Here is a 21114-nt window from a genome sequence, read left to right on the forward strand (position 1 = left end):
TACCGGACCACGCCGGCCGGGCCCCTCCACAGTGGGCGGGTCGTCGGCTCAGCGGGCGAGCTGGGCGAGCAGTTCGTCCGCCGCCGTGTACGGATCGGTGGTACCCTCGGCGACCTTCGTCGCGAACGTGGCCAACTCCGTACCGTCGCGCAAGGAGCCGATCCGAGAGCGGAGGGTGCCGAGCGCGATGGCCTCGATCTCGGCGGCGGCCCGCGCCTCCTGGCGGCGGCGCAGCCCGCCGTGCTCGACCAGCCAGCCCCGGTGCTTGTCGATGGCGGCGGCGATGTCGTCGATGCCCTCGCCGCGCGCGGCGACCGAGCGGACCACCTGCGGCCGCCACTGCCCCGGCCCGCGCTCACCGAGAGCGATCATGCCCTGAATGTCGCGGACGGTGGCGTCGACGCCGTCCCGGTCGGCCTTGTTGACCACGAACACGTCGGCGATCTCCAGGATGCCGGCCTTCACCGCCTGGATGGCGTCGCCCATCCCGGGGGCGAGCAGCACGAGCGTCGTGTCGGCAAGTGAGGCGACCTCCACCTCGGCCTGCCCGACGCCGACGGTCTCCACAAGCACCACGTCGCAGCCGGCGCCCTCCAGCACCCGGACCGCCTGCGGCGTCGCCGCGGCCAGCCCGCCGAGGTGCCCCCGACTGGACATCGACCGGATGTAGACCCCGGGGTCGGTGGCGTGATCCTGCATCCGCACCCGGTCGCCGAGGATCGCTCCGCCGGTGAACGGGCTGGACGGGTCGACAGCCAGCACGCCCACCCGGTGCCCGCGCGTCCGCAGCGCGCGGACCAGCTCGTTCGTCGTGGTCGACTTGCCCACCCCGGGCGAGCCGGTCAGCCCGACCACCTGAGCCTGCCCGGCGTACGGCGCCAGCGCCGCGGCGATCGCCGGCAACAGCGCGTCACCGTTCTCCACGAGCGTGATCAGGCGGGCCACCGCACGCGGGTCGCCCGCGCGGGCCCGCTCGACAAGCAGCGGTACGTCCCGGCTACGACGCACCGACGTGGTGCCCGCCGCCGGGACGTGCTCGACCGCCTCGCTCACTGCGTCATCTTTGTTCGCGCCCGCGGGGCTCGCAAGATCGGCTCGCTCCTCGCGCTCACCGGCTGGCCGCGGTGTTTCCCGGCACGTGAATGATCAGCGCGTCGCCCTGGCCACCGCCGCCACAGAGCGCCGCAGCGCCGGTGCCACCGCCGCGCCGCTTCAGCTCTAGGGCGAGGGTGAGTACGAGGCGCGCGCCGGACATCCCGATCGGGTGCCCCAGCGCGATCGCGCCGCCGTTGACGTTGACCCTGTCCGCACTGATCCCGAGGTCCCGGATGGACTGGATGCCGACCTGCGCGAACGCCTCGTTGATCTCGATGAGGTCCAGGTCCGTCACGCTCAGGCCACCCTTCTTCAGGGCGTGGTTGATCGCGTTCGACGGCTGCGAGTGCAGGGAGTTGTCCGGGCCCGCCACATTGCCGTGCGCACCGATCTCGGCCAACCAGGTCAGCCCCAGTTCCGTTGCCTTGGCCTTGCTCATCACGAGCACCGCTGCGGCGCCGTCGGAGATCGGCGACGAACTGCCGGCGGTGATGGTGCCGTCCTTGGCGAACGCGGGACGCAGCTTGGCCAACGACTCGACAGTGGTGTCCGGGCGGATGCCCTCGTCCTCGCTGATCACCAGCGGGTCACCCTTGCGCTGCGGAATGACCACCGGGGCGATCTCGTCGGCGAAGTGGCCGTTCTTCTGCGCGGCGGCGGCGCGCTGGTGGCTGGAGGCGGCGAAGGCGTCCTGCTCCTCGCGCGAGATGCCGTGCCGGGCGCCGAGCCGCTCGGTCGACTCGCCCATCGAGCAGCAGTCCCAGGCGTCGCTGAGCCCGTCGTGTGCCATGTGGTCCTTGACCACCACGTCGCCGTACTTGTAGCCGGTGCGCTGGCCCATCAGCAGGTGCGGGGCGTTGGTCATCGACTCCATGCCCCCGGCCACCACGATGTCGAACTCGCCGGCCCGGATCAGCTGGTCGGCCAGGGCGATCGCGTCCAGGCCGGAGAGGCAGACCTTGTTGATGGTCAGCGCCGGCACCGACATCGGTACGCCGGCCTCGACCGCCGCCTGCCGAGCCGGGATCTGACCGGCACCGGCCTGCAACACCTGGCCCATGATCACGTACTGGACCTGGTCCGGACTGACGCCGGCACGCTCCAGCGCCGCCTTGATGGCGATCCCGCCGAGCTTCGTGGCCGGGAGGTCCTTGAGGTTGCCCAGCAGCCGGCCCATCGGGGTCCGCGCGCCGCTGACGATCACCGAAGCCATGCCTGCCTCCGAAGGGGTGCCGAGCTGTACGCCTTAACGATTGTTCGGCCAGACTAGCGCCATGGCAGAGAACTCCCCCGTCGAGCCCGGTGCGGACTACGTCACAGACATCGGGCTTCGCAAGATTGACCACGTCGGGATCGCCGTGGCCGACCTGGACGCCGCGATCGACTTCTACCAGCGGACGTTCGGGATGCGCTGCGTCCACGTGGAGACCAACGCCGAGCAGGGCGTTCGGGAGGCGATGTTGGCCGTCGGGCCGACCACCGAGGGCGGCTGCGTGCAGTTGCTCGCCCCGCTCACCCCGGAGTCGACGATCGCGAAGTTCCTGGACCGCAACGGGCCGGGCGTGCAGCAGGTCGCGTACACCGTGGTGGACATCGACGCGGCCTGCGCGGCGCTCCGCGAGCGCGGCATGCGCCTGCTCTACGACACCCCGAGGCGTGGCACCGCGGACAGCCGGATCAACTTCGTCCACCCCAAGGACGCCGGCGGCGTCCTCGTCGAACTCGTCCAACCCGCCCCCACCCCCCACTGACCCCCCACCCCCCCCCACTGCCCCCGCCCCCGGGCGCCCCGCGCCCTCGCCTTGTTGATCAAGAGGTTTGCGTCAGCCTCGGCCCTTCAGATGACCGAAAGCTCTTGATCAACGGGGGTGGCGGTCCGTCGAATCGGGCGGGCGCGCACGTCAGTGCGCGGTTGGCGGGGTGGCTGGACACCTTCACGCATCGGCGGATGCAGTTTTTCACAGAGGACTTCCCGGCCTAGCTACCGTTCAGTAACGTCCGGCCCCACAGGAGCGCGACCGGTGCCGGATGTGTCGAATGCCGACATGGCGGGTCGTGCCCACCGGCGCCGACGATGGCAGCACCCGGGCCCGTGCGGGTGCGGACGAACCGGAGGTCACCGTGCAGGACATCCTCGAAGCGATCATGGCGGCGGAGGAATCGAACGACCCGGACCGCGAACTCGCCGGCGTCGCCGGACTGCCCGTACCGGAGAGCTACCGGGGCGTGGTGGTCCGCGCCGAGGAGTCCCGGATGTTCGACGGCATGGCCACCCGGGACAAGGACCCGCGCAAGGCTCTGCACGTGCAGGAGGTGCCGACGCCGGAACTCGCGCCGGGCGAGGCGCTGGTCGCGGTGATGGCCAGCGCCATCAACTACAACACGGTGTGGACCAGCATCTTCGAACCGGTCTCCACGTTCAGGTTCCTTCAGCGCTACGGGAGGGTCTCCGAGCTGACCCGCCGGCACGACCTGCCGTACCACGTGGTCGGCTCGGACGCGGCCGGCGTGGTGCTGCGCACCGGCCCCGGGGTGACCCGGTGGGCGCCCGGCGACGAGGTCGTCGCGCACTGCCTGTCCGTCGAGCTGGAGGACGCGGCCGGTCACGACGACACGATGCTCGACCCGCAGCAACGGATCTGGGGCTTCGAGACCAACTTCGGCGGGCTGGCCGAACTGGCAGTGGTCAAGGCCAACCAACTGATGCCCAAGCCACGGCACCTGAGCTGGGAGGAGGCGGCCAGCCCCGGGCTGGTCAACTCCACCGCGTACCGGCAGCTCGTCTCGCACCACGGTGCCAACATGAAGCAGGGCGACGTGGTGCTGATCTGGGGGGCCTCCGGCGGACTCGGCGGGTACGCCACCCAGATGGCGCTCAACGGCGGCGCTATCCCGGTCTGCGTGGTGTCCTCACCGGAGAAGGCCGAACTGTGCCGCCGGATGGGTGCGGAGCTGGTCATCGACCGGGCCGCCGAGGGCTTCCGCTTCTGGAAGGACGAGGAGACCCAGGACACCGACGAGTGGCGGCGCTTCGGCGAGCGGATCCGCGAGCTGACCAGCGGCGAGGACCCGGACATCGTGTTCGAGCACCCGGGTCGGGAGACCTTCGGCGCGAGCGTCTACGTGGCCCGGCGCGGCGGCACCATCGTCACCTGCGCCTCCACGAGCGGCTTCCAGCACCAGTACGACAACCGCTACCTGTGGATGCACCTCAAGCGGATCGTGGGCAGCCACTTCGCCAACTACCACGAGGCGTGGCAGGCCAACCGCCTGGTCGCGCTCGGCAAGGTGCACCCGACGGTGTCGCGCACCTATCCGTTGGAGCAGACCGGCCAGGCCGCGTACGAGGTGCACCGCAACGCCCACCAGGGCAAGGTCGGCGTGCGCTGCCTCGCACCCACCGACGGGCTGGGCGTCCGCGACGGTGAGCTGCGGGCCCGGCACGAGGACGCGATCAACCGGTTCCGGGGTCAGTGAGCGGCACCGTCGGTCCCGGGGCCAACCGCGCGGCACCCGCCGGTCCCCGGCTGCTGACCGGTACGACCGGTTGCGGCACCCGGCCGGACGGTGGAACGCCGGATGACCATTGCGCCGATCGCTCATTGTTCTTCCGCCCCCATTAGCGGATAACCCACCCGGATCGAACAAAGGGCCTCGGGGTAACCCCGGGGCCCTTTTCCGCGTCACGCTGCGTGGCGTCCGACAGGCCGGGACCTGCCAAGACCGCCGATTGGTCCAACCTCGCCGATGGCGGGAGTTGACCATGTAAAGAGGGCACGAAAGCTTCGCACCGCTCTTGCGAAGCACCCTGGGGCGTCTGCCAGTATGTCCCAATGCCCCAGCAGCAGTCCTCCCCTCTCGCGTTCTTCGATAACGCGAACTCGCAGCCAGATTTCACCGTTGGCCTGCGCGGATACAACACCCATCAGGTCGACGACTTCCTCGGCCGGATGACCGCCGCGCTGACCCAGTCCGAGCAGGCACGTGCCGAGGCCGAGCAGCGGATGAACGACGCCCAGCGTCGACTCCGCCAGGCCGAGCAGCGCATGAGTGCGCTGGAGCAGAAGCTCACCGACACGAACAAGCAGCTCGAAGAGAACAGCCGGCCCACCCTCTCCGGTCTCGGCACCCGCGTCGAGCAGATCCTCCGGCTCGCCGAGGAGCAGGCCAACGACCACCGCAACGAGGCCAAGCGCGAGTCGGAGGGCATCCTCTCCGCCGCCCGCCTCGAGGCCCGTGAGATCACCGACAAGGCCCGCGCCGAGGCTGCGGCCATGAAGGCGAGCGCCGAGCGCGAGGCGGGCAACCTGCGCACGGCAGCCGAGCGCGAGGCCGCCGAGGTTCGGGTGCAGGCCCGCCGCGAGGCCGACACGCTGCGCGCCGACGCCGACCGGGAGACCAAGCAGCTGCGTACGGTCACCGCGCACGAGGTGGCCGAGCTGAAGTCGACAGTCGAGCGGGAGGTCGCCACCCTCCGGGCCACCGCCGAGCGGGAGATCACCCAGCAGCGGGCGAAGGCCGCCCGCGAGGCCGAGGAGAAGCGCGCCGAGGCGACCAAGCTGCTCACCGACGCGCGGGACAAGCGCGACAAGGACCTGCAGGCCCTGGAGCTCCAGCTGGCCGAGCGGCGGGAGAAGGCCGAGCGCGAGGAGTCCGAGCGGCACGCCGCCCAGGTCGCGCAGACCCAGAAAATGGTCAGCGAGGCCGAGCAGCGGGCCCGGGCCGCGCAGGAGCGGGCCAAGGAGATCGAGCAGCGCGCCGAGGCGCGGCGGGTCGAGTCGGAGCGCAACGCCGCCGAGACCGTCGACAAGGCCAAGGCGCACTCGGAGAAGACCCTCCACGAGGCTAAGGCCGAGTCGCAGCGTCTGCTGACCGAGGCCCGCACCGAGGCGGAGCTGACCACGCAGGCCGCCCGCCGCGAGGTCGACGACCTCACCCGGCAGAAGGACGCGGTCACCTCGCAGCTGGGTCAGATGCTGTCCGGGCTCGCCGGAATCGTTCCGGGAATGCCGGCGCAGGCCGCTCCGGCTGCCAAGCCGGAAGCAAAGAAGACGGACGGCGGTCAGGAGCGGGTGCCCGCGGAGACTGCCGGCTGACGCGAGGCGTCAGTTCGGGGCATCGACGGCGCGAGGTGACACCGGGTAACCGGTGCCATCTCGCGCCGTGTGCGTTTCCCAGCCCGTGGTATCCGGTGGCCGCAACGAAGTGAAGTAGCTCCCACAAGGCCCGTCCGTATCGCCCCAGCAGGACCGGTTGCGTGTGAGGATGGGGGCATGTCGCACGGCGAGGAACTGTTCGCTCTCGGCGGGGACGTGACGACGGAGCCCAGCTTCGAGTCCGCTCTGCGGGGGTACGAGAAGAAACAGGTCGACCGGTATGTCGCGCGTGCCGAGCACGAGATCGCGACCCTCGCATCGGAACGGGAACAGGCGTACACACAGATCCACAAGCTCGCCGGCCAGGTCGAGGTTCTGCAACGCGACCTGACGCAGGTGCGCAAGCAGATGAACGTGGTCGACCGGGCGTCGTTCCGGCACCTCGGCCCGCGGGTCGAGTCGATCCTCACGCTCGCCGAGGAGCAGGCCGAGCAGATTCTCGCCGACGCGAACGGGGAGATCGAAGCCCGTCGTGCCGCTGCCGAGCACATCATCGAGGAAGCCCGCGAGCAGGCCGCACGGGCTCTGAAGGACTTCGAGATCGCCCTCGCCGCCCGGCGCGCGGAGGAGGAGCGGCACAGCGCCGCCCAGCGGGCCGAGGCGGATGCCGCCCTGCGGTCGGCCAAGGACGAGTCGGCGCAGTTGCGCAAGGCGGCGCAGGACGCGCTGGCGAAGGCCCAGCAGGAGGCCACCCAGCTACGCGATTCCGCCAAGGAGATCCACACCCGCGCCCAGCAGGAGGCCACCAAGCTGCGCGAGACGGCCCGCGAGACGCTGGCCAACGCTCGGCAGGAGGCCAGCGACCTGCGCGATGCTGCCAAAGAGGTGCATGCCAAGGCGCTTCAGGAGGCCAAGCGGCTCACCGACACGGCGACCGAGGCCGGGCGGGCCACGCACGCCAAGGCGCAGCAGGAGGCCAAGCAGATCATCGACGACGCGTCGATGGCCGGGCGGGCCACCCGCGCCAAGGCGCAGCAGGAGGTCGAGCGGCTGACGACCCAGGCCACCGAGTCGGCGAAGCGCAGCCGCGGTGAGACCGAGGCGTACGTGCAGCGGATGCGCTCCGAGACCGAGGCGTACGTGCAGCACACCCGGGCGCAGACCCAGCAGGAGTTGGGCGCGTGGCGGGCCGGGGTCGAGCAGGAGGTCAACTCCCGTCGGGAGGCTGCCGACCGGGAGTTGGCGCAGCGACAGTCAGCGGCCGAGCAGGAGTTCGCCAAGCGTCGCGACGAGTTGGACAAGCAGCACGCGGCCCGCCAGCAGGAGCTGGAGGCCGGGTTTGCCAGCCGCCAGCAGGAGCTGGAGGGCGGGTTCACCAGTCGTCGGGACGAGTTGGAGACCGAGTACTCCAGCCGCAAGGACGAGCTGGAGACCGAGTACGCCGCTCGCAAGAACGAGATCGAGCAGGGCGCGGCCGGCATCCGTCAGGCCGCCGAGCAGGACGCCACGGCGCTGCGCCAGCGGTCCGAGTCGGAGGCCGCCGAGCTGCTGCGCCGGGCCGAGACCGAGGCCGGCGACAAGCGCCGCAAGGCCGACGAGCACGTCGCGGCGTCCCGGCGACAGTTCGAGGAGTACGCGGCCACCACGCAGCAGCACCTGGCCACCACCCAGCAGCACCTGGCGGCGACCCAGCAGGAGTCGGCGGCGGGCCGGCAGCAGTTGGCCCACGTGATGCTGGAGATCGCTCAGGCTCAGCAGCAGTTGGCGGATCTGCGTCAGGAAACCTGGAAGGCCCGGCAGGAGTCCGACGAGTTCCAGCGTCAGATGTCCGAGCTGCGGTTGCAAAGTGTCGCCGGCCCGATCGACGGCCCCACCGCACCGGACGCGGCGGACGACGCGAGCGCGGGTGCGCCCGTCGGTGGGGACGACGGCGTGAGCGTTTCGGCAGGCGCGGCCGCCGGGTCAGGCACAGGCGCCGGGTCAGGCGCGGGCACCGGGCTGAAGGCCGAGCCCGCCGACACCAGGCAGCCGGTGAACGCGGGCGCGGACGAGTCCGGGCAGTCCACGACGCGGCCGGTGGCCGAGCCGGTGACCACGGTGGACGGTGGTACGGCCAGCGCCGGGGTGGACGGCGAGCCGACAGTGGCCGCCGTACCGGGCGAGGGTGGCCGGGGCGCCAAGCCCACCAGGATCACCAGCACCGGTGAGAACGGCAAGCGACCCAGCAAGCCGACCACCGACGAGCGCAGCGCCAAGCCCAGCAAGGTCACCATCGAAAAGGAGTGACGGGCGTCCGCCCGTCCGAGCTTCGAAATCTTGGACACTTTCCGTCATCGGCTGACGGAAAGTGTCCAAGATTCATTTCTGGGTGCGGTGGCGCAGCGGTGTCGTGGGGGTCCAGCCGGCCGCCACGAGGGCACGGCGGACGGTGTCGGCGACCTCGTCCGGGCGGGCGCGGACCAGCCAGGCCGGGAAGCGCAGGATCCGGTCGCCGGCGGTCCAGACGTCGTTCTGCCGACGCATGTCGGCCACCCACTGCCTGGCGTCCATGTGGTGTGCGCCGTCGATCTCGACCTGCACCCTCCACTCCCGCCAGTACGCGTCCAGCCAGCGATTCCGGCCGGCCGCGTCGATCCGATGTTCCTGCAGGTCGGGGGCGGGCAACCGGTGTCGGCGGCACAGCCGGACAAAATCGATCTCGGAGAGCGCCTGCGCGCCGCCGGCGATGTCGCTGACGGTCTGCCCGATCAGGCGTCGACGGGGGGCCCGAGGGAGGACGTCGAGTACTGCCTGCAACTCCTCGGGCAGCACCCGTCGTTGCTGACAACCGGCGGCCAGGACCGCCTGCGCCTCGTCCACGCCGGCCGCCCATCCCGCCGCGTCCACCAGGGCCCGCGCCGTCGTGGTGCGCGGTGGGCGGGCCCGTTGAAGATGAGCCTCGGGTAAAACCGTGGTGCGATGCACCAGCACGGCGGGCATGTCGATCGGGAGTCGACGCAGTGTGGTCCGCGCGGCACGGCGGGCTGCCGGCACCAGCACGTGCAGCGGCTCACGTCGCAGTCCCCGTACCCCGGCCTCGGCGGCGGCGGACACCCCGGCCAGCACCGCCCCCGGCCCGGCTGCCAGCACCGCCACCCAGAGCTGTTGGTCTCGGGTGAGTCGGCCGTTACCGGCCAGCAGGATCCCGCGACAGATCGACCGCCACCGACCGGAGCGAATCCGACCCCGTACCCGCGCCTCGCTGAGCAGGCCACGGACCTGCGCGGTCGTCAGCACGCCGGCCTGCTCGAAGGCGAGCCAGTCGAGTGCATCGGCGTCATCGGCGGGCAGCATCCGAACAGCTTTCGCCGTTGCGGGCCGCCGCACCACCAGATCTTGGACACTTACCGTCAGCGCGTGACGGAAACTGTCCAAGATCTGCACCGATCCCACCGGCGACGGTGGTCGGGTGCACACAGGGAGCACCGGATTGACGGTCTCGTGGGCGATGGAGACCATGAGGTGGCTACGCTGCTGGCGCGCTGGGCGATGATCAGTAACGGTGCGTCGGCCCGCCGCCAGTCGATCGACCTGTCGAAGAAAGTTGTGACCTCATGGACCTGACCGGCGCGCTGTGGCGCACGTCCAGCCGTACTGGCAGCGGAGACAGCGTCGCGGTGGCGGACAACCTGCCCGGGACGGTGGGGGTGCGGGACAGCAGGGACCCGGCGGGTCCGGTGCTGGTGTTCGTGGCCGTCACCAGTCGTCCGACGGCCTGAGCCGGGAGGTCGGTGGTGCCACAGCAGGACGCGTCCGGCGACGACAGGAACTTGACCCCCGGTCCTCCGTCACCGAAGAACCCACCGCCGGCGGAGACACCAACGCCCGCCGAGACACCACTGACAGCGACGACGCCACCGCCGGTGCCGGTCCCCGCCCCGGGAGTCGACCCGGAGGAGCCGCCGGCGGTGCCGTCCGGGAAGTTCGGCACACCGGGGCGGCCACTGCGCCGCAGCAGCTTCCTGCTCGGCTTCACGGGTGCGCTCGGCGTGCTGCTGGCGTACACCCTCTATCTGGGGATTCGCAATGCCGGCGGAATCCTCGTGCTGGTGGTGATCGCGCTCTTCCTCGCGGTCGGCCTCAACCCGGCGGTGGCCCGACTGGGCCGCTGGGGTGTGCCGCACGGCCTGGCGGTGGCGGCTGTCGCCCTGACCGTGGTGCTGCTGCTCTGCGGCGGCGTGGTGGCGTTGGTCCCGCCTATCGTCACCCAGTCCGGCCAGTTCATCGACCAGATCCCGAGCCTGCTGGACGAGTTGCGCCGCAACCCGACGGTCAATGATCTGGTGGAACGGTACGACGTGGTGGAGCGGGTGCAGGGCGCGGCGAACGCGCAGACGGTCGGGCGGGCGCTCGGCGGGGTGCTGGGCGGCGCTCAACTGATCTTCGGCACGGTGTTCCGGACGCTCACGGTGCTGGTGCTGACGATCTACTTCCTGGCCTACTTCGACAAGCTTCGCTCACTCGGTTACTCGTTGGTGCCCCGGTCCCGGCGGCAGCGGGTGCAGCTGATCGGCGACGAGATCCTCGCCAAGGTGGGCGCGTACATGGTGGGCGCGCTGAGCATCGCGGTGCTGGCCGGCGCGACCACGTTCGTGTTCGCGCTGATCGTCGACCTGCCGTACCCGTTCGCGTTGGCAGTGGTGGTCGCGGTGACCGACCTGATCCCACAGATCGGCGCCACCCTCGGCGCGGTGATCGTGAGTCTGGTCGGTTTCGCCGCCGACCTGCCCACCGGCATCGCCTGCGCGGTGTTCTTCCTCGTCTACCAGCAGGTGGAGAACTACGTCATCTACCCGAAGGTGATGCGGCGTTCGGTGGAGGTCAACGAGGTGGCCGCCCTGCTGGCCGCGCTGCTCGGGGTGTCGCTGCTGGGTGTGGTGGGCGCGCTGATCGCCATCCCCACGGTGGCCGCCCTGCAACTGATCCTGCGCGAGGTGGTGCTGCCCCGCCAGGAGCGCCGCTGAGCGTCGACCGGCCCGCCCCCGGAAGGGGCGGCTGGTCAGTCCGCTGTGGTGGCGGCCGGGCCGGGGACGGGGGTGTCGGAGAAGGCGGCCACCGTCCGGTCGGCGTACGCGCTGACGTCGCCGGCCTCCATCGGGCCGTCCCAGGTGGTCGGCAGCGGCACCTCGACGGCCGGGTTGACCCGCCTGACGATCTCGTCGAGCACCGTCTCCGCGTCGCCCACCCAGAGGTGCTTGGCACCCGGCACCCCGACCACCTCGGCCTGCGGCACGGCGGCGAACCGCTCCCGCGCCTCGGTGGGGCGCAGGTAGTCGTCGAACTCCGGCACCAGCGCCACCAGCGGCCGACCCGAGTCGGCCCAGGTGGTCAGGTCCTCGGGGGCGGAGAAGCGCAGCGGCGGGGAGAGCAGGATCGCGCCGGCGATCGCCGGGTCGCAGCCGTACTTCAGCGCCAGGTCGGTGCCGAACGACCAGCCGACGAGCCAGATGTTGGGCAGCTCGGCGAACTCCGCGTACTCGATGGCGGCGGCGACGTCGTACCGCTCGCCCACCGCGCCGTCGAAAGCTCCCTCGCTGGTGCCGCGGACGCTGCTGGTGCCCCTGGTGTTGAACCGCAGCACCGCCAGGTCGGCGAGTGCGGGCAGCCGCCAGGCCGCCTTGCGGAACACGTGGCTGTCCATCATTCCGCCGTGGGTGGGCAGCGGGTGCAGGCAGACCAGGGTGGCAACCGGCGGTCGGTCGGCCGGTAGGGCCAGCTCACCGACCAGCCGCAGACCGTCGGCGGTGTGCAGCTCGATGTCCTCCCGGCGGCCGGGCAGGATCGACGACGCGCGGATCGCTGTGCTCACCGCCCCAGTCTGTCGCGAAGTCTCCGCCGCCGCCCGCTCAGGCACGAACAGGGTGACCCAGGTCGCTACGCGGCAGCGCGGGCGGGTGGTTCAGTAGCGCGGGCTGCCCCGGCCGCGCTGCACCGCGGGCCCGCGCCGGTCCCGGGCACGCCAGCAGCCGCTGTGCCAGTGCCGCCGGTCGGTCAGGTCACCCAGGCCGTCCGCCGGCCAGGCCACCAGGTGCGCCACCCCGGGCCGGATCTCCTGGTCACAGCCGGGGCAACGGTACGTCTTGACCGACGCGCCCCCGCCGATCCCGCGCACCTGCCACGCGCCGTCGGTCCACTGCTGCACCGAGGCGACGCCCTGCCGGACGCGATCGGCGTCCAGGTTGGCGTTGTCGTCCCGGCGAGGGCGATTGCGACGGGGGCTCACAGTCACCAAGCGTACGGCCGTCCGGGGCGGTCACCAGGTCGCGGGTCGGTCCAGGTGCGCGGCGACCTGCGCCCCGCCCAACACGGTGGCCGCGTCGTCCTCGTCGTACCCCTGACCCATCCAGTTCGCGGTCAGGTGGGCCTGGGGAAAACCGAGCAGTTCGAGTTCCGTGCCCTGGGGAGCGGCGTAGCCCGGTCTGCCGCCGAGAGTCCGGTTGCCCTCGGGGCGGCTTCCGTTGATGCTGCGCGCGTACTGGAGCTGGACCTGAACGGCGCCGACAGTGGTGCCGGAGACCATCAGGTGCACACCGAATGCGGCCGGGAACGGCGCCACCGTCACCTCGCACCTGTTCACCCGGGCGCCCGCCGGCACTGTGGTGAGCCGCAGCGGACCACCGCAGCGGTGCGCCTGGTCGAGCCGCAACGCGGCGGCCACGTCGAACAGGTCCCGGTCGTCGTCGGCGACGGCGCTGGCCCGCGCGTACACCCCGGGGGCGGGTTGCCAGTGCCGCAGCCAGACCGTGACGCCGTACGGACCCTTGGCGCGCGCCACCGACCCGTCGAAGACGCCATTGGTGACCAGGTCCGGGACCAGCTCCGCCGGCAGGCCCTGCGCGCGCGGGGGCAGCGCCTCGGTGGACCCGGACAGCTCCAGGGTGACCGGACGTCCGTCCACGTCGAGACGTGCCATCTCCACACCGTTCTGCACCGACCAGGAGAGGTATCGAAGCCCATCCGGGGCGAACCCGAAGTGCAGCACCTGCGGATCGGCGCCGATCAGATCCGGTCGGGCGGCAGCGCCCGGCACACCGTCGGCCCGGGGCGGCACCACCGACACCGGGGGGTCGGCGGGTAGACCCAGGCCCGGAATCACGACGTCCGGACCGGAGTCGAGCAGCCGCCCCGGACCGATGGCCACGCCCAGGCCGAGCACCGCCGCCACACCGAGCGCGGTGCCGGCGGTGGTGCGCCGACGGCGTACCCGGGCACGGCCCCGGGTGACCGCAACGGCCAGCAGCCGGTCGGTGTCGACACCGCCCTCGGCGCGCTCGCGCAGCGTCTGGTCGATTCGCTGGTCGAGGTCTGTCACGGTCGGCTCCCGTTGGTGGCCGGGGCGCCGCAGCGCTCCCGGAGGTTGGCGAGTGCCCGCATCGCGTGGGTGCGGACGGTGACCGGCGAGCAGTCCAGGATCTGCGCGATGGTGGAGTCGTCGAGGTCCTCGTAGTACCGCAGCACGAGGACCGCCCGCTGACGGTCGGGCAGGCCGAGGATCAGCCGCCACATCTCGTCCCGGTCGGCGGCCTCACCGCCGAGGTCGCCACGGTGCGCCCGTTCGGCGAAGGTGTCGACGACCAGTTCGCGGTTGGACCGGCGACGCCACCAGGAGATGTTGGCGTTGACGAGCATGCGGCGCACGTACACGTCGGGCCGATCGGCGCGGGCGATCCGGCGCCACTGCACGTACGCCTGGGACAGCACGTCCTGGGTGAGGTCCTCGGCCCGGTGCTGGTCACCGGTCAGTAGCCGGGCGAGCCGGACCAGCGCCGGGCCCCGGCTGCTGACGTACTCCTCGAAGGTCACACTCTGCAGACGCGGTGGACACCCGCGGGCGTTGACGCGGTCAGCGGTGCGAGTGGTCGCGGAAGCCCCGGCGGGTCTTGCGGCCCAGGTAACCGGCGGTGACCAGGTGCTCCAGCAGCGGGGCGGGCGCGAAGCCCGGCTCGCGCAGTTCCAGGTACAGCTCGCGTTGGATGGCCAGGGAGACGTCCAACCCGACGACGTCGAGCAGCTCGAACGGGCCCATCGGGTAGCCGCAGCCCAGCTTCATGGCGTGGTCGATGTCGTCGGCGGTCGAGTAGCTGGCCTCGAGCATCTTCACTGCGTCGTTCAGGTACGGGAAGAGCAGCGCGTTGACGATGAAGCCGGACCTGTCGCCGCAGACGACGCCGGTCTTGCCGAGGGCGGCGCAGACGGCGCGGGCGGTGGCGGTGGCCTCCGGGGAGGTGCGGATGGTGCGGACGACCTCGACCAGCGGCATGACCGGGGCCGGGTTGAAGAAGTGCAGCCCCACCACGTCGGCCGGTCGATGGGTGGCCATCGCCACGTCGATCACCGGCAGCGACGAGGTGGTGGTGGCCAGCACGACGCCCGGTTTGCAGATCTCGTCGAGGCTCGCGAAGAGGGCCTTCTTGACGCTCAGCTCCTCGACGACCGCCTCGACCACCAGGTCGACGTCGGCGAGGTGGTCGAGCGTGGCGGACCAGCTGATCCGGCCGAGGGCGGCGTCGCGGTCGGCCTCGGTGAGCTTGCCGCGCACCACGCCCTTGTTCAGTGAGGTCTTCAGCGCCTCGCAGACCGTCGCGGACTTCTCCATGCCACGGGTCACCGAGACGACCTCGTAGCCGGCCTTCGCGAAGACCTCGATGATCCCGGTGGCCATGGTTCCGGAACCCACCACGCCGACCTTCGTGATGGCGCGCGCACCGTCGGCGAGCGCGGCCTCGGTGGCCGGCGGCGTCGCCTCATCCGGTACGACCACCGGGGAACCGGGCCGTTCATAGGTGTAGAAGCCCCGGCCCGACTTCCGGCCGAGCAGCCCCGCCGTCACCATCTGCTTGAGCAGTGGCACCGGGGCGTGCCGGCGGTCCCGCCCACCACGGCGGTACATGGTGTCCAGGATCTCGTACGCGGTGTCCAGGCCGATCAGGTCCATCAACGCCAGCGGGCCCATCGGCAGGCCGCAGCCGAGCTTCATCGCGGCGTCGATGTCCTCCCGGGTGGCGTAGTGCGCCTCGAACATGCCGACGGCGTGGTTGAGGTAGCCGAAGAGCAGCGCGTTGGCGATGAAGCCGGCCCGGTCGTTGATCGTGACGTCGACCTTGCCGAGCCGGGCGCAGAGCGCCTCGACGTCGGCGACCACCTCGGGGGCGGTGACGACGGTGCGGACCACCTCGACCAGCTTCATCACCGGGGCCGGGTTGAAGAAGTGGATGCCGATCACCTGGTTGGGTCGGCTGGTGGCGACCGAGATCTCGGTGACGCTCAACGAGGAGGTGTTGGTGGCGAGGATGGTCTCCGGCCGGCAGACCCGGTCCAGTTCGGCGAAGATCCGCTGCTTGAGGTCGAGGTGCTCGGGCACCGCCTCGATGACCAGGTCGACGGAGTGCAGCGCGTCCAGCCCGACGGCGAAGTGCACCCGCTCGTGCAGGGCGTCGCGGTCCGCCTCGGCGAGTTTGCCCTTGGCGACCGCCCGGTCGGTGGAGCCCTTGAGGGTGGCCCGGCCGCGTTCCAGCGCCGGCTCGGAGATCTCCACTGCCAACACGTCGATGCCGTTGCGGGCGAAGACCTCGACGATGCCGGCACCCATGGTGCCCAGTCCCACCACGCCAACGGTGCTGAACTCGCGCGCCACGACCGGCCTCCCCAGAGACTCCGCACGGCCACTGAACGGCCGCTAAGGTTATGCGCGCGAGTCTGCCACGTGACGCTTGGTTGTCGAGACGCCGTGGCCTATTTCACCCACGGCGCCGCCGCGCCGTCAGGCGGTCGCCACGCTGGTCAGGGCCAGCAACTCCGCGACGAACTCGGCCGGGCGCTCCAGGTGCGGGCTGTGACCGCAGCCGGGCAGCACCACCTCGTGGTACGAGCCGCCGGCCGCCGCGTACCTGTCGAGCACCGCCCGGGTCTGGCCGACCATCGGCTGCGGTGGGCAGGCGTCCGCGCCGGGCCAGCCGGGCACGAGATCCAGTGAGCCCAGGTACGCCAGGTCGAAGAGCGAGGTGTCCGAGACGATGACGTCGACGTCGCCGCGTACCCAGGTGACGGGTGGCTTCTCGGCGACGGCCACCAGCTCGTCGGCGAGCCGGAACCAGGTCGGCGCGAGCGCGTTGAGCACTCCGCGCTCCCCCGGCGCGGTACCCGGCCAGTTCTCCGACGGCACCGCGGTGCCCGGGTAGTTGTCGTCCCCGGTGGCGGTGGAGAGCACGGTGTCCAGCAGCAGATCCTCGTCCTCGCCCAACGACGTGGGATCGGCCACATAGGTGGCTCGTAGCACGGCCCGTGGGCTGGCGGGCGCGTCGGCGCTCCGGTCGCCGGCCGCGAGGCGGGCGATGAAGTCCGGGTTCGCGGTGCCGGCGCCGGTGCCGGCGAAGTCGGGGGTGGTGGGCGTACCGGTCAGGTCGCGGGTGCCGCCGAAGCCGTACGGGGAGACCGGTGCGGCGAGCAGCAACGCCCCCACCCGGGCCGGATGGTCGACGAGGAGGCGCATCGCCACCCCGCCGCCGAGGGAGTGCCCGACCACCACCGGGCGCGCGTCGGCGGCGAAGAGGGTCGGGTCGTCGAGCAGGGCGGCCACGTCGTCGGCGAAGTCCCGCAGCCCTCGGGTGGCGTCCACCGGTGCGGTAGCCGAGTCGCCGTACCCCCGCAGGTCGGGGGCGACCACCCGCAGCGTCGCTGGCAGCCGCCGGACCAGCGGCTCCCAGAACAGCGCCGACGAGCAGTTGCCGTGGATCAGCAGCACCGGTGTGCCGTCCGGCGGGCCGGCCACCCGTACCGCCTGGGTGATGCCGTTGGCCGTCACGGTCCGCTGCTCGGTCTCCATCCGCGGCATGCTGCCACGGGCGTCGCCGCCGGTCCAGGTGTCGGACCGCCACCCCAGGTCGCTGCCCGGTGTGGCGGACCGCCAGGCGATCAGCGACGCGTGCCCGGTGGCGCGGCCAGCGGTAGCGGCAACGTGGGTCGGACGTCACGCCGGGACGGGCCGAAGCTGAGCCCCACCGGGTCGGTGAGCGCCACCCCGGGGTCGAACAGGCGCAGTTCGGTACGGCCCAGCCGGATCACGTCACCGTCGGAGAGTCGTTCCACGTCGGTGATCCGGCGGTCGTTGAGCCAGGTGCCGTTCGTGGAGCCCAGGTCCCGCAGGGACGGGCCCTCCGGTGCCAGCCACACCTCGGCGTGGCGACGGCTCAGGTGCGGGTCGTTGATGACGACCTGACCGGTCGGCGCGCGGCCGATCACCTGGACGTCGAATCGCATGCGAAAGCTCGCTCCGCGCATCGGCCCACCCGCGACCGTCAACAGCGGCATCAGTTCCGGATGTTCCTCCATGGACAGTCAGCCCTCCACCCCACACCGTCACTCCGCGCGTCAGCTTGCCATCAGACGGTAGTCGTCAATACCGACCGGCCGGTCAGCCTCTCGTCACCTCCCGGCCACCTGCCGTTCGACGATTCGGGCGGGCCGCAGCCCTCACACACACCCTGACCTGCACTGATCAACGATCGGTCGGGTTGGTGCGACGCCGTTCCCCCGGTCCCGAATCGGGGACCCTACCGGTGAGTAATCCTCAGGTCTAGACTTCCGCCATGACGGCAGTGCATATCCCGGGCGTTCCGGTCATCGACGCGGGCCAGTTGGTCTCCACCAGCCCCGCGACCGGCGCCGAGGCCGGTCGACTCCCGGTCGCCACCGACGCTGACGTGCGGGAAGCCGTCAACCGCGCCCGCGCCGCCGGCGAATGGTGGGCCGGTCTCGGCTTCACCGGCCGCCGCGAGCGGTTGCTGCGCTGGCGTGCCCTGCTCGCCAAGCGGATCGAGCAGTTGGCCGAGGTGGTGCACGTCGAGGGCGGGAAACCGGTCGCCGACGCCATCGTCGAGATCGTCACCGCGATCGAGCACATCGACTGGGCCGCGCGTAACGCCGGTCGCGTGCTCGGTGCACGCCGGGTGCGGTCGCGCCTCATCCTCGCCGAGTTCTCCGCGCACCTCGAATACCAGCCGTACGGGGTGGTAGGCGTGATCGGGCCGTGGAACTACCCGGTCTTCACACCGATCGGCTCCGCCGCGTACGCCCTCGCCGCCGGGAACGCGGTGGTGCTCAAGCCGAGCGAGTACACCCCCGCCGTCGGCCAGTGGCTGGTGGACAGCTTCGCCGAGGTGGTGCCCGAGCAACCGGTCTTCACCGCCGTGCACGGGCTGGGCGACGTGGGCGCGGCGCTGTGCCGCTCCGGCGTCGACAAGCTGGCCTTCACCGGCTCGACAGCCACCGCCCGGAAGGTCATGGCCGCCTGCGCCGAGACGCTGACCCCGGTGCTCATCGAGGGCGGCGGCAAGGACGCCATGATCGTCGACAGCGACGCCGACCTGGACGCGGCTGCCGAGGCGTGTGTCTGGGGCGGCATGACCAACGCGGGCCAGACCTGCATCGGCATCGAGCGGGTGTACGCCGTCGACAGCGTCTTCGACGCCTTCGTCGACAAGGTGGTGGCCCGCGCCGGTCGGCTGACGGTCGGGCCGGAGGGCAGCGACCTCGGCCCGATCACCATGCCCACGCAGATCGACGTGATCCGGCGGCACATCGACGCCGCGATCGCGTCCGGCGGGCGCGCCGTGCTCGGCGGCCCGAGCGCCGTACAGCCGCCGTACGTCCACCCCACGGTGCTTGTCGACGTACCGGAGGATTCCGCAGCGGTCCGCGAGGAGACCTTCGGCCCCACGCTGACCATCAGCCGGGTCCGCGACGCCGACGAGGCCGTCGCCCGCGCCAACGCCCTGTCGTACGGCCTCGGGGGTTCGGTGTTCGGCCGGCGTCGCGCGGTGGCCATCGCCCGACGGTTGCGCTCCGGGATGGCGTCGATCAACTCCACGTTGACCTTCGCCGGCATGTCCACCCTGCCGTTCGGCGGTGTCGGCGACTCCGGTTTCGGCCGGATCCACGGGGAGGACGGCCTGCGCGAGTTCGGCCGGTCCAAGGCCATCACCCGACGTCGCGCCCGGTCGCTGCTGCCGTCGATGACCTTCGACCGCACGCCCACCGACGTGACCCGGCTCGTCAAGGCGATCAAGGCGATGTACGGAAGGTGAGTCAATCGGTCAGAAGAGGGTCAGCTCGTCCTTCACGATGCCACGCAGCCTGTCGTAGTCGACGACCACGCACCGGATGCCCCGGTCGGTGGCGAGCACCCGGGCCTGCGGCTTGATCTCCTGGGCGGCGAAGACGCCGACGACCGGGCTGAGCAGCGGGTCACGGTTCATCAACTCGAGATAGCGGGTCAACTGCTCCACGCCGTCGATGTCACCCCGCCGCTTGATCTCGACGGCGACCGAACCCGAGTTGGCATCCCGGCACAGCAGGTCGACCGGGCCGATCGCCGTCATGTACTCGCGGCGGACCAGGGTGAACCCGTCACCGAGGACACCCGGGTTGGCGGCCAGCAGCTCCTGCAGGTGCGCCTCCACCCCGTCCTTGCGCAGGCCCGGATCCACACCCAGCTCGTACGAGGTGTCCTGGAAGATCTCCTCCAGGGTGATCCGCAGCTCCTCGCCAGCCTTGTTGACGACCCGCCACACCCCGGGGGCCTCCTCCAGCCGACACGGCGGGCTCATCCAGTTCAACGGCTTGTACGCCCGGTCGTCGGCATGAATGGACACCGACCCGTCCGCCTTCACCATCAGCAACCGGGTGGCCGGCGGCAGGTGAGCCGAGAGCCGTCCGACATAGTCCACCGAGCACTTCGCAATGACCAACCGCACCCGACGAGGGTAGCCGAGCACCCACCGGTCGCCAGCGAGCGGCACTGGCGCGTCGATGCGATGCTGAGTTCGTGTTCGAAGTCCTCACTGGCACCGGTCTCGCCGCCTCGGCGGGGCTGAACGCCTACATCCCCCTTCTCATCCTCGGTCTCCTCGGCCGTTACACCGACCTGATCGACCTGCCCAGCGGCTGGACCTGGCTCGGCAACGGCTGGGTCATCGCCATCATGGCCGCGCTTCTCGTCGTCGAGATGGTGGCCGACAAGGTGCCGGTGGTCGACCACATCAACGACGTGGTGCAGACCGTGGTCCGCCCCACCGCCGGCGGTCTGGCCTTCGGTGCCGGCTCCTCGTCGGAGACGGTGACGGTGAGCGACCCGGGGAGCTTCTTCTCGTCCCACCAGTGGGTGCCCGTCGTCACCGGCGTACTGCTGGCGTTGGGCGTGCACCTGCTCAAGTCCGCGGCACGTCCGGTGATCAACGCGACCACCGCCGGGTTCGGCGCCCCGGTCGCCAGCACCGCCGAGGACGCCACGAGCGTGGTGGTCTCCCTGGTGGCGATCATTCTGCCGGTGCTGGTGCTCGTCTTCCTGGTCGGCTTGGTGATCTTCATCTTCTGGTTCGTCCGGCGACGGTCCGAGCGACGCCGCGAACGAGAGGCTGCCCGCGCCGCCGGCTTCCGCGTCTGATGCCGGATCGGCGGCCCGCGATACCGGGGTTCCGCCGGCAGACAGAAGCCTACGATCGGGGCAGGAGCCTAGAGGAGGTCGGCATGACCGCAGCGTTGGAGATGCCCCGAGTCCAGGAATGTGTGGTCGCCGCGTGCGCGTACAACCAGTCGGGTGACTGTCACGCGTTCGCGATCACGATCGGCAGCATGGATCACGCCCACTGCCACACCTTCGTCGAGTCACCCGTCCGTGGCGGTGTGGAGAGCCTCATCGCGCAGGTGGGCGCCTGCCAGCGCGCCGACTGCCGGCACAACGAACAGTTGGAGTGCCACGCCGCGTCGATCAGGGTCGGCCCGGACAACGACATGGCCGACTGCATGACCTACACCGGCCGCTGAACCACTCCGGTCGCTGACAGGTACCGGCCGCCGGCCCGCACCGGCTGGCGGCCGGGGTGGGTCG

Annotated in this window: 20 protein-coding genes; 9 read left to right on the plus strand and 11 right to left on the minus strand. The window is 71.2% G+C overall.

Annotated elements, in window-relative coordinates:
* Nucleotides 1-48 precede the first annotated feature (48 nt).
* Both meaB and ABZ406_RS05205 read right to left on the minus strand, forming a co-directional pair.
* The gene (gene meaB / locus ABZ406_RS05200) at nucleotides 49-1053 is read right to left on the minus strand and encodes a methylmalonyl Co-A mutase-associated GTPase MeaB (RefSeq protein ID WP_357756066.1); all 1005 of its coding nucleotides are present in this window, start codon (nucleotides 1051-1053) and stop codon (nucleotides 49-51) included.
* 55 nt (nucleotides 1054-1108) lie between these two features.
* Nucleotides 1109-2308, minus strand: a complete 1200-nt coding sequence (locus tag ABZ406_RS05205; RefSeq protein ID WP_357756067.1) for an acetyl-CoA C-acetyltransferase — start codon at nucleotides 2306-2308, stop codon at nucleotides 1109-1111.
* A gap of 61 nt (nucleotides 2309-2369) precedes the next feature.
* Here ABZ406_RS05205 and mce point away from each other — a divergent pair, with 61 nt between their 5' ends.
* From mce to ABZ406_RS05225, 4 genes are all read left to right on the plus strand, one after another.
* Entirely contained in the window at nucleotides 2370-2846 is a 477-nt protein-coding gene (mce, locus tag ABZ406_RS05210) for a methylmalonyl-CoA epimerase (RefSeq protein WP_357756068.1), read from the plus strand.
* Nucleotides 2847-3216: 370 nt separating this feature from the next.
* Nucleotides 3217-4572 carry a crotonyl-CoA carboxylase/reductase gene (ccrA, locus tag ABZ406_RS05215; RefSeq protein ID WP_357756311.1) on the plus strand — a complete coding sequence of 452 codons (1356 nt, stop codon included), beginning with the start codon at nucleotides 3217-3219 and terminating at the stop codon, nucleotides 4570-4572.
* 356 nt (nucleotides 4573-4928) lie between these two features.
* Complete coding sequence (locus ABZ406_RS05220; protein WP_357756069.1) at nucleotides 4929-6191, plus strand: DivIVA domain-containing protein; 1263 nt, start codon at nucleotides 4929-4931, stop codon at nucleotides 6189-6191.
* A gap of 177 nt (nucleotides 6192-6368) precedes the next feature.
* Nucleotides 6369-8477, plus strand: coding sequence for a hypothetical protein (locus tag ABZ406_RS05225; RefSeq protein ID WP_357756070.1), 2109 nt, complete (start codon nucleotides 6369-6371; stop codon nucleotides 8475-8477).
* Between the two features lie 72 nt (nucleotides 8478-8549).
* Here ABZ406_RS05225 and ABZ406_RS05230 read toward each other — a convergent pair whose 3' ends face one another.
* On the minus strand, nucleotides 8550-9524 hold the full coding sequence (locus ABZ406_RS05230; RefSeq protein ID WP_357756071.1) for a hypothetical protein: 975 nt from the start codon (nucleotides 9522-9524) through the stop codon (nucleotides 8550-8552).
* 260 nt (nucleotides 9525-9784) lie between these two features.
* Between ABZ406_RS05230 and ABZ406_RS05235 the strand changes: the two genes are divergently transcribed.
* Both ABZ406_RS05235 and ABZ406_RS05240 read left to right on the plus strand, forming a co-directional pair.
* Nucleotides 9785-9949, plus strand: coding sequence for a DUF397 domain-containing protein (locus tag ABZ406_RS05235; protein ID WP_357756072.1), 165 nt, complete (start codon nucleotides 9785-9787; stop codon nucleotides 9947-9949).
* A 144-nt stretch (nucleotides 9950-10093) separates the two neighbouring features.
* Nucleotides 10094-11194, plus strand: a complete 1101-nt coding sequence (locus ABZ406_RS05240) for an AI-2E family transporter (protein WP_357756313.1) — start codon at nucleotides 10094-10096, stop codon at nucleotides 11192-11194.
* Between the two features lie 35 nt (nucleotides 11195-11229).
* Here the strand turns inward: ABZ406_RS05240 and ABZ406_RS05245 are convergent, their stop codons facing one another.
* The 7 genes from ABZ406_RS05245 to ABZ406_RS05275 all read right to left on the minus strand — a co-directional run bounded on the left by ABZ406_RS05245 (nucleotide 11230) and on the right by ABZ406_RS05275 (nucleotide 17558).
* The gene (locus ABZ406_RS05245; RefSeq protein WP_357756073.1) at nucleotides 11230-12039 is read right to left on the minus strand and encodes an alpha/beta hydrolase; all 810 of its coding nucleotides are present in this window, start codon (nucleotides 12037-12039) and stop codon (nucleotides 11230-11232) included.
* A 90-nt stretch (nucleotides 12040-12129) separates the two neighbouring features.
* Nucleotides 12130-12453, minus strand: coding sequence for a hypothetical protein (locus ABZ406_RS05250; RefSeq protein WP_357756074.1), 324 nt, complete (start codon nucleotides 12451-12453; stop codon nucleotides 12130-12132).
* A 30-nt stretch (nucleotides 12454-12483) separates the two neighbouring features.
* Nucleotides 12484-13542: a hypothetical protein gene (locus ABZ406_RS05255; protein WP_357756075.1), complete on the minus strand. Its 1059-nt coding sequence runs from the start codon at nucleotides 13540-13542 to the stop codon at nucleotides 12484-12486.
* A complete protein-coding gene (locus tag ABZ406_RS05260) occupies nucleotides 13539-14033 on the minus strand; it encodes a SigE family RNA polymerase sigma factor (protein WP_357756076.1) in 495 nt (164 codons plus the stop codon). Before ABZ406_RS05260 ends, ABZ406_RS05255 begins: the two co-directional genes overlap by 4 nt.
* A 40-nt stretch (nucleotides 14034-14073) precedes the next feature.
* Nucleotides 14074-15864, minus strand: a complete 1791-nt coding sequence (locus ABZ406_RS05265; protein ID WP_357756077.1) for a 3-hydroxybutyryl-CoA dehydrogenase — start codon at nucleotides 15862-15864, stop codon at nucleotides 14074-14076.
* A 126-nt stretch (nucleotides 15865-15990) separates the two neighbouring features.
* The gene (locus ABZ406_RS05270; RefSeq protein ID WP_357756078.1) at nucleotides 15991-17052 is read right to left on the minus strand and encodes an alpha/beta hydrolase; all 1062 of its coding nucleotides are present in this window, start codon (nucleotides 17050-17052) and stop codon (nucleotides 15991-15993) included.
* An 89-nt stretch (nucleotides 17053-17141) separates the two neighbouring features.
* On the minus strand, nucleotides 17142-17558 hold the full coding sequence (locus ABZ406_RS05275) for an FHA domain-containing protein (protein ID WP_357756079.1): 417 nt from the start codon (nucleotides 17556-17558) through the stop codon (nucleotides 17142-17144).
* 257 nt (nucleotides 17559-17815) lie between these two features.
* On the opposite strand from ABZ406_RS05275, the gene ABZ406_RS05280 reads away from it, so the two are divergent.
* Entirely contained in the window at nucleotides 17816-19312 is a 1497-nt protein-coding gene (locus tag ABZ406_RS05280; protein ID WP_357756080.1) for an aldehyde dehydrogenase family protein, read from the plus strand.
* A 9-nt stretch (nucleotides 19313-19321) separates the two neighbouring features.
* Here the strand turns inward: ABZ406_RS05280 and nucS are convergent, their stop codons facing one another.
* On the minus strand, nucleotides 19322-19981 hold the full coding sequence (nucS, locus tag ABZ406_RS05285; protein ID WP_357756081.1) for an endonuclease NucS: 660 nt from the start codon (nucleotides 19979-19981) through the stop codon (nucleotides 19322-19324).
* Nucleotides 19982-20052: 71 nt separating this feature from the next.
* On the opposite strand from nucS, the gene ABZ406_RS05290 reads away from it, so the two are divergent.
* Nucleotides 20053-20670: a DUF4126 domain-containing protein gene (locus ABZ406_RS05290; protein WP_357756082.1), complete on the plus strand. Its 618-nt coding sequence runs from the start codon at nucleotides 20053-20055 to the stop codon at nucleotides 20668-20670.
* Between the two features lie 83 nt (nucleotides 20671-20753).
* Nucleotides 20754-21050 (plus strand): DUF1540 domain-containing protein, encoded by a 297-nt coding sequence (locus ABZ406_RS05295; RefSeq protein ID WP_357756083.1) that lies wholly within the window; start codon nucleotides 20754-20756, stop codon nucleotides 21048-21050.
* The last annotated feature ends 64 nt before the right edge of the window (nucleotides 21051-21114 follow it).

Origin of the sequence: Micromonospora sp. NPDC005710 (genome assembly GCF_040630995.1) — a bacterium.
Classification (GTDB): Bacteria; Actinomycetota; Actinomycetes; order Mycobacteriales; family Micromonosporaceae; genus Micromonospora.

Excerpts from the sequence above, each read along its gene's own strand:
- ABZ406_RS05205 (WP_357756067.1), bottom strand. The coding sequence starts at position 2,308 with ATGGCTTCGGTGATCGTCAGCGGCGCGCGGACCCCGATGGGCCGGCTG.
- mce (WP_357756068.1), top strand. The coding sequence starts at position 2,370 with ATGGCAGAGAACTCCCCCGTCGAGCCCGGTGCGGACTACGTCACAGAC.
- ABZ406_RS05220 (WP_357756069.1), top strand. The coding sequence starts at position 4,929 with ATGCCCCAGCAGCAGTCCTCCCCTCTCGCGTTCTTCGATAACGCGAAC.
- ABZ406_RS05225 (WP_357756070.1), top strand. The coding sequence starts at position 6,369 with ATGTCGCACGGCGAGGAACTGTTCGCTCTCGGCGGGGACGTGACGACG.
- ABZ406_RS05230 (WP_357756071.1), bottom strand. The coding sequence starts at position 9,524 with ATGCTGCCCGCCGATGACGCCGATGCACTCGACTGGCTCGCCTTCGAG.
- ABZ406_RS05235 (WP_357756072.1), top strand. The coding sequence starts at position 9,785 with ATGGACCTGACCGGCGCGCTGTGGCGCACGTCCAGCCGTACTGGCAGC.
- ABZ406_RS05270 (WP_357756078.1), bottom strand. The coding sequence starts at position 17,052 with ATGGAGACCGAGCAGCGGACCGTGACGGCCAACGGCATCACCCAGGCG.
- ABZ406_RS05275 (WP_357756079.1), bottom strand. The coding sequence starts at position 17,558 with ATGGAGGAACATCCGGAACTGATGCCGCTGTTGACGGTCGCGGGTGGG.
- ABZ406_RS05280 (WP_357756080.1), top strand. The coding sequence starts at position 17,816 with ATGACGGCAGTGCATATCCCGGGCGTTCCGGTCATCGACGCGGGCCAG.
- ABZ406_RS05295 (WP_357756083.1), top strand. The coding sequence starts at position 20,754 with ATGACCGCAGCGTTGGAGATGCCCCGAGTCCAGGAATGTGTGGTCGCC.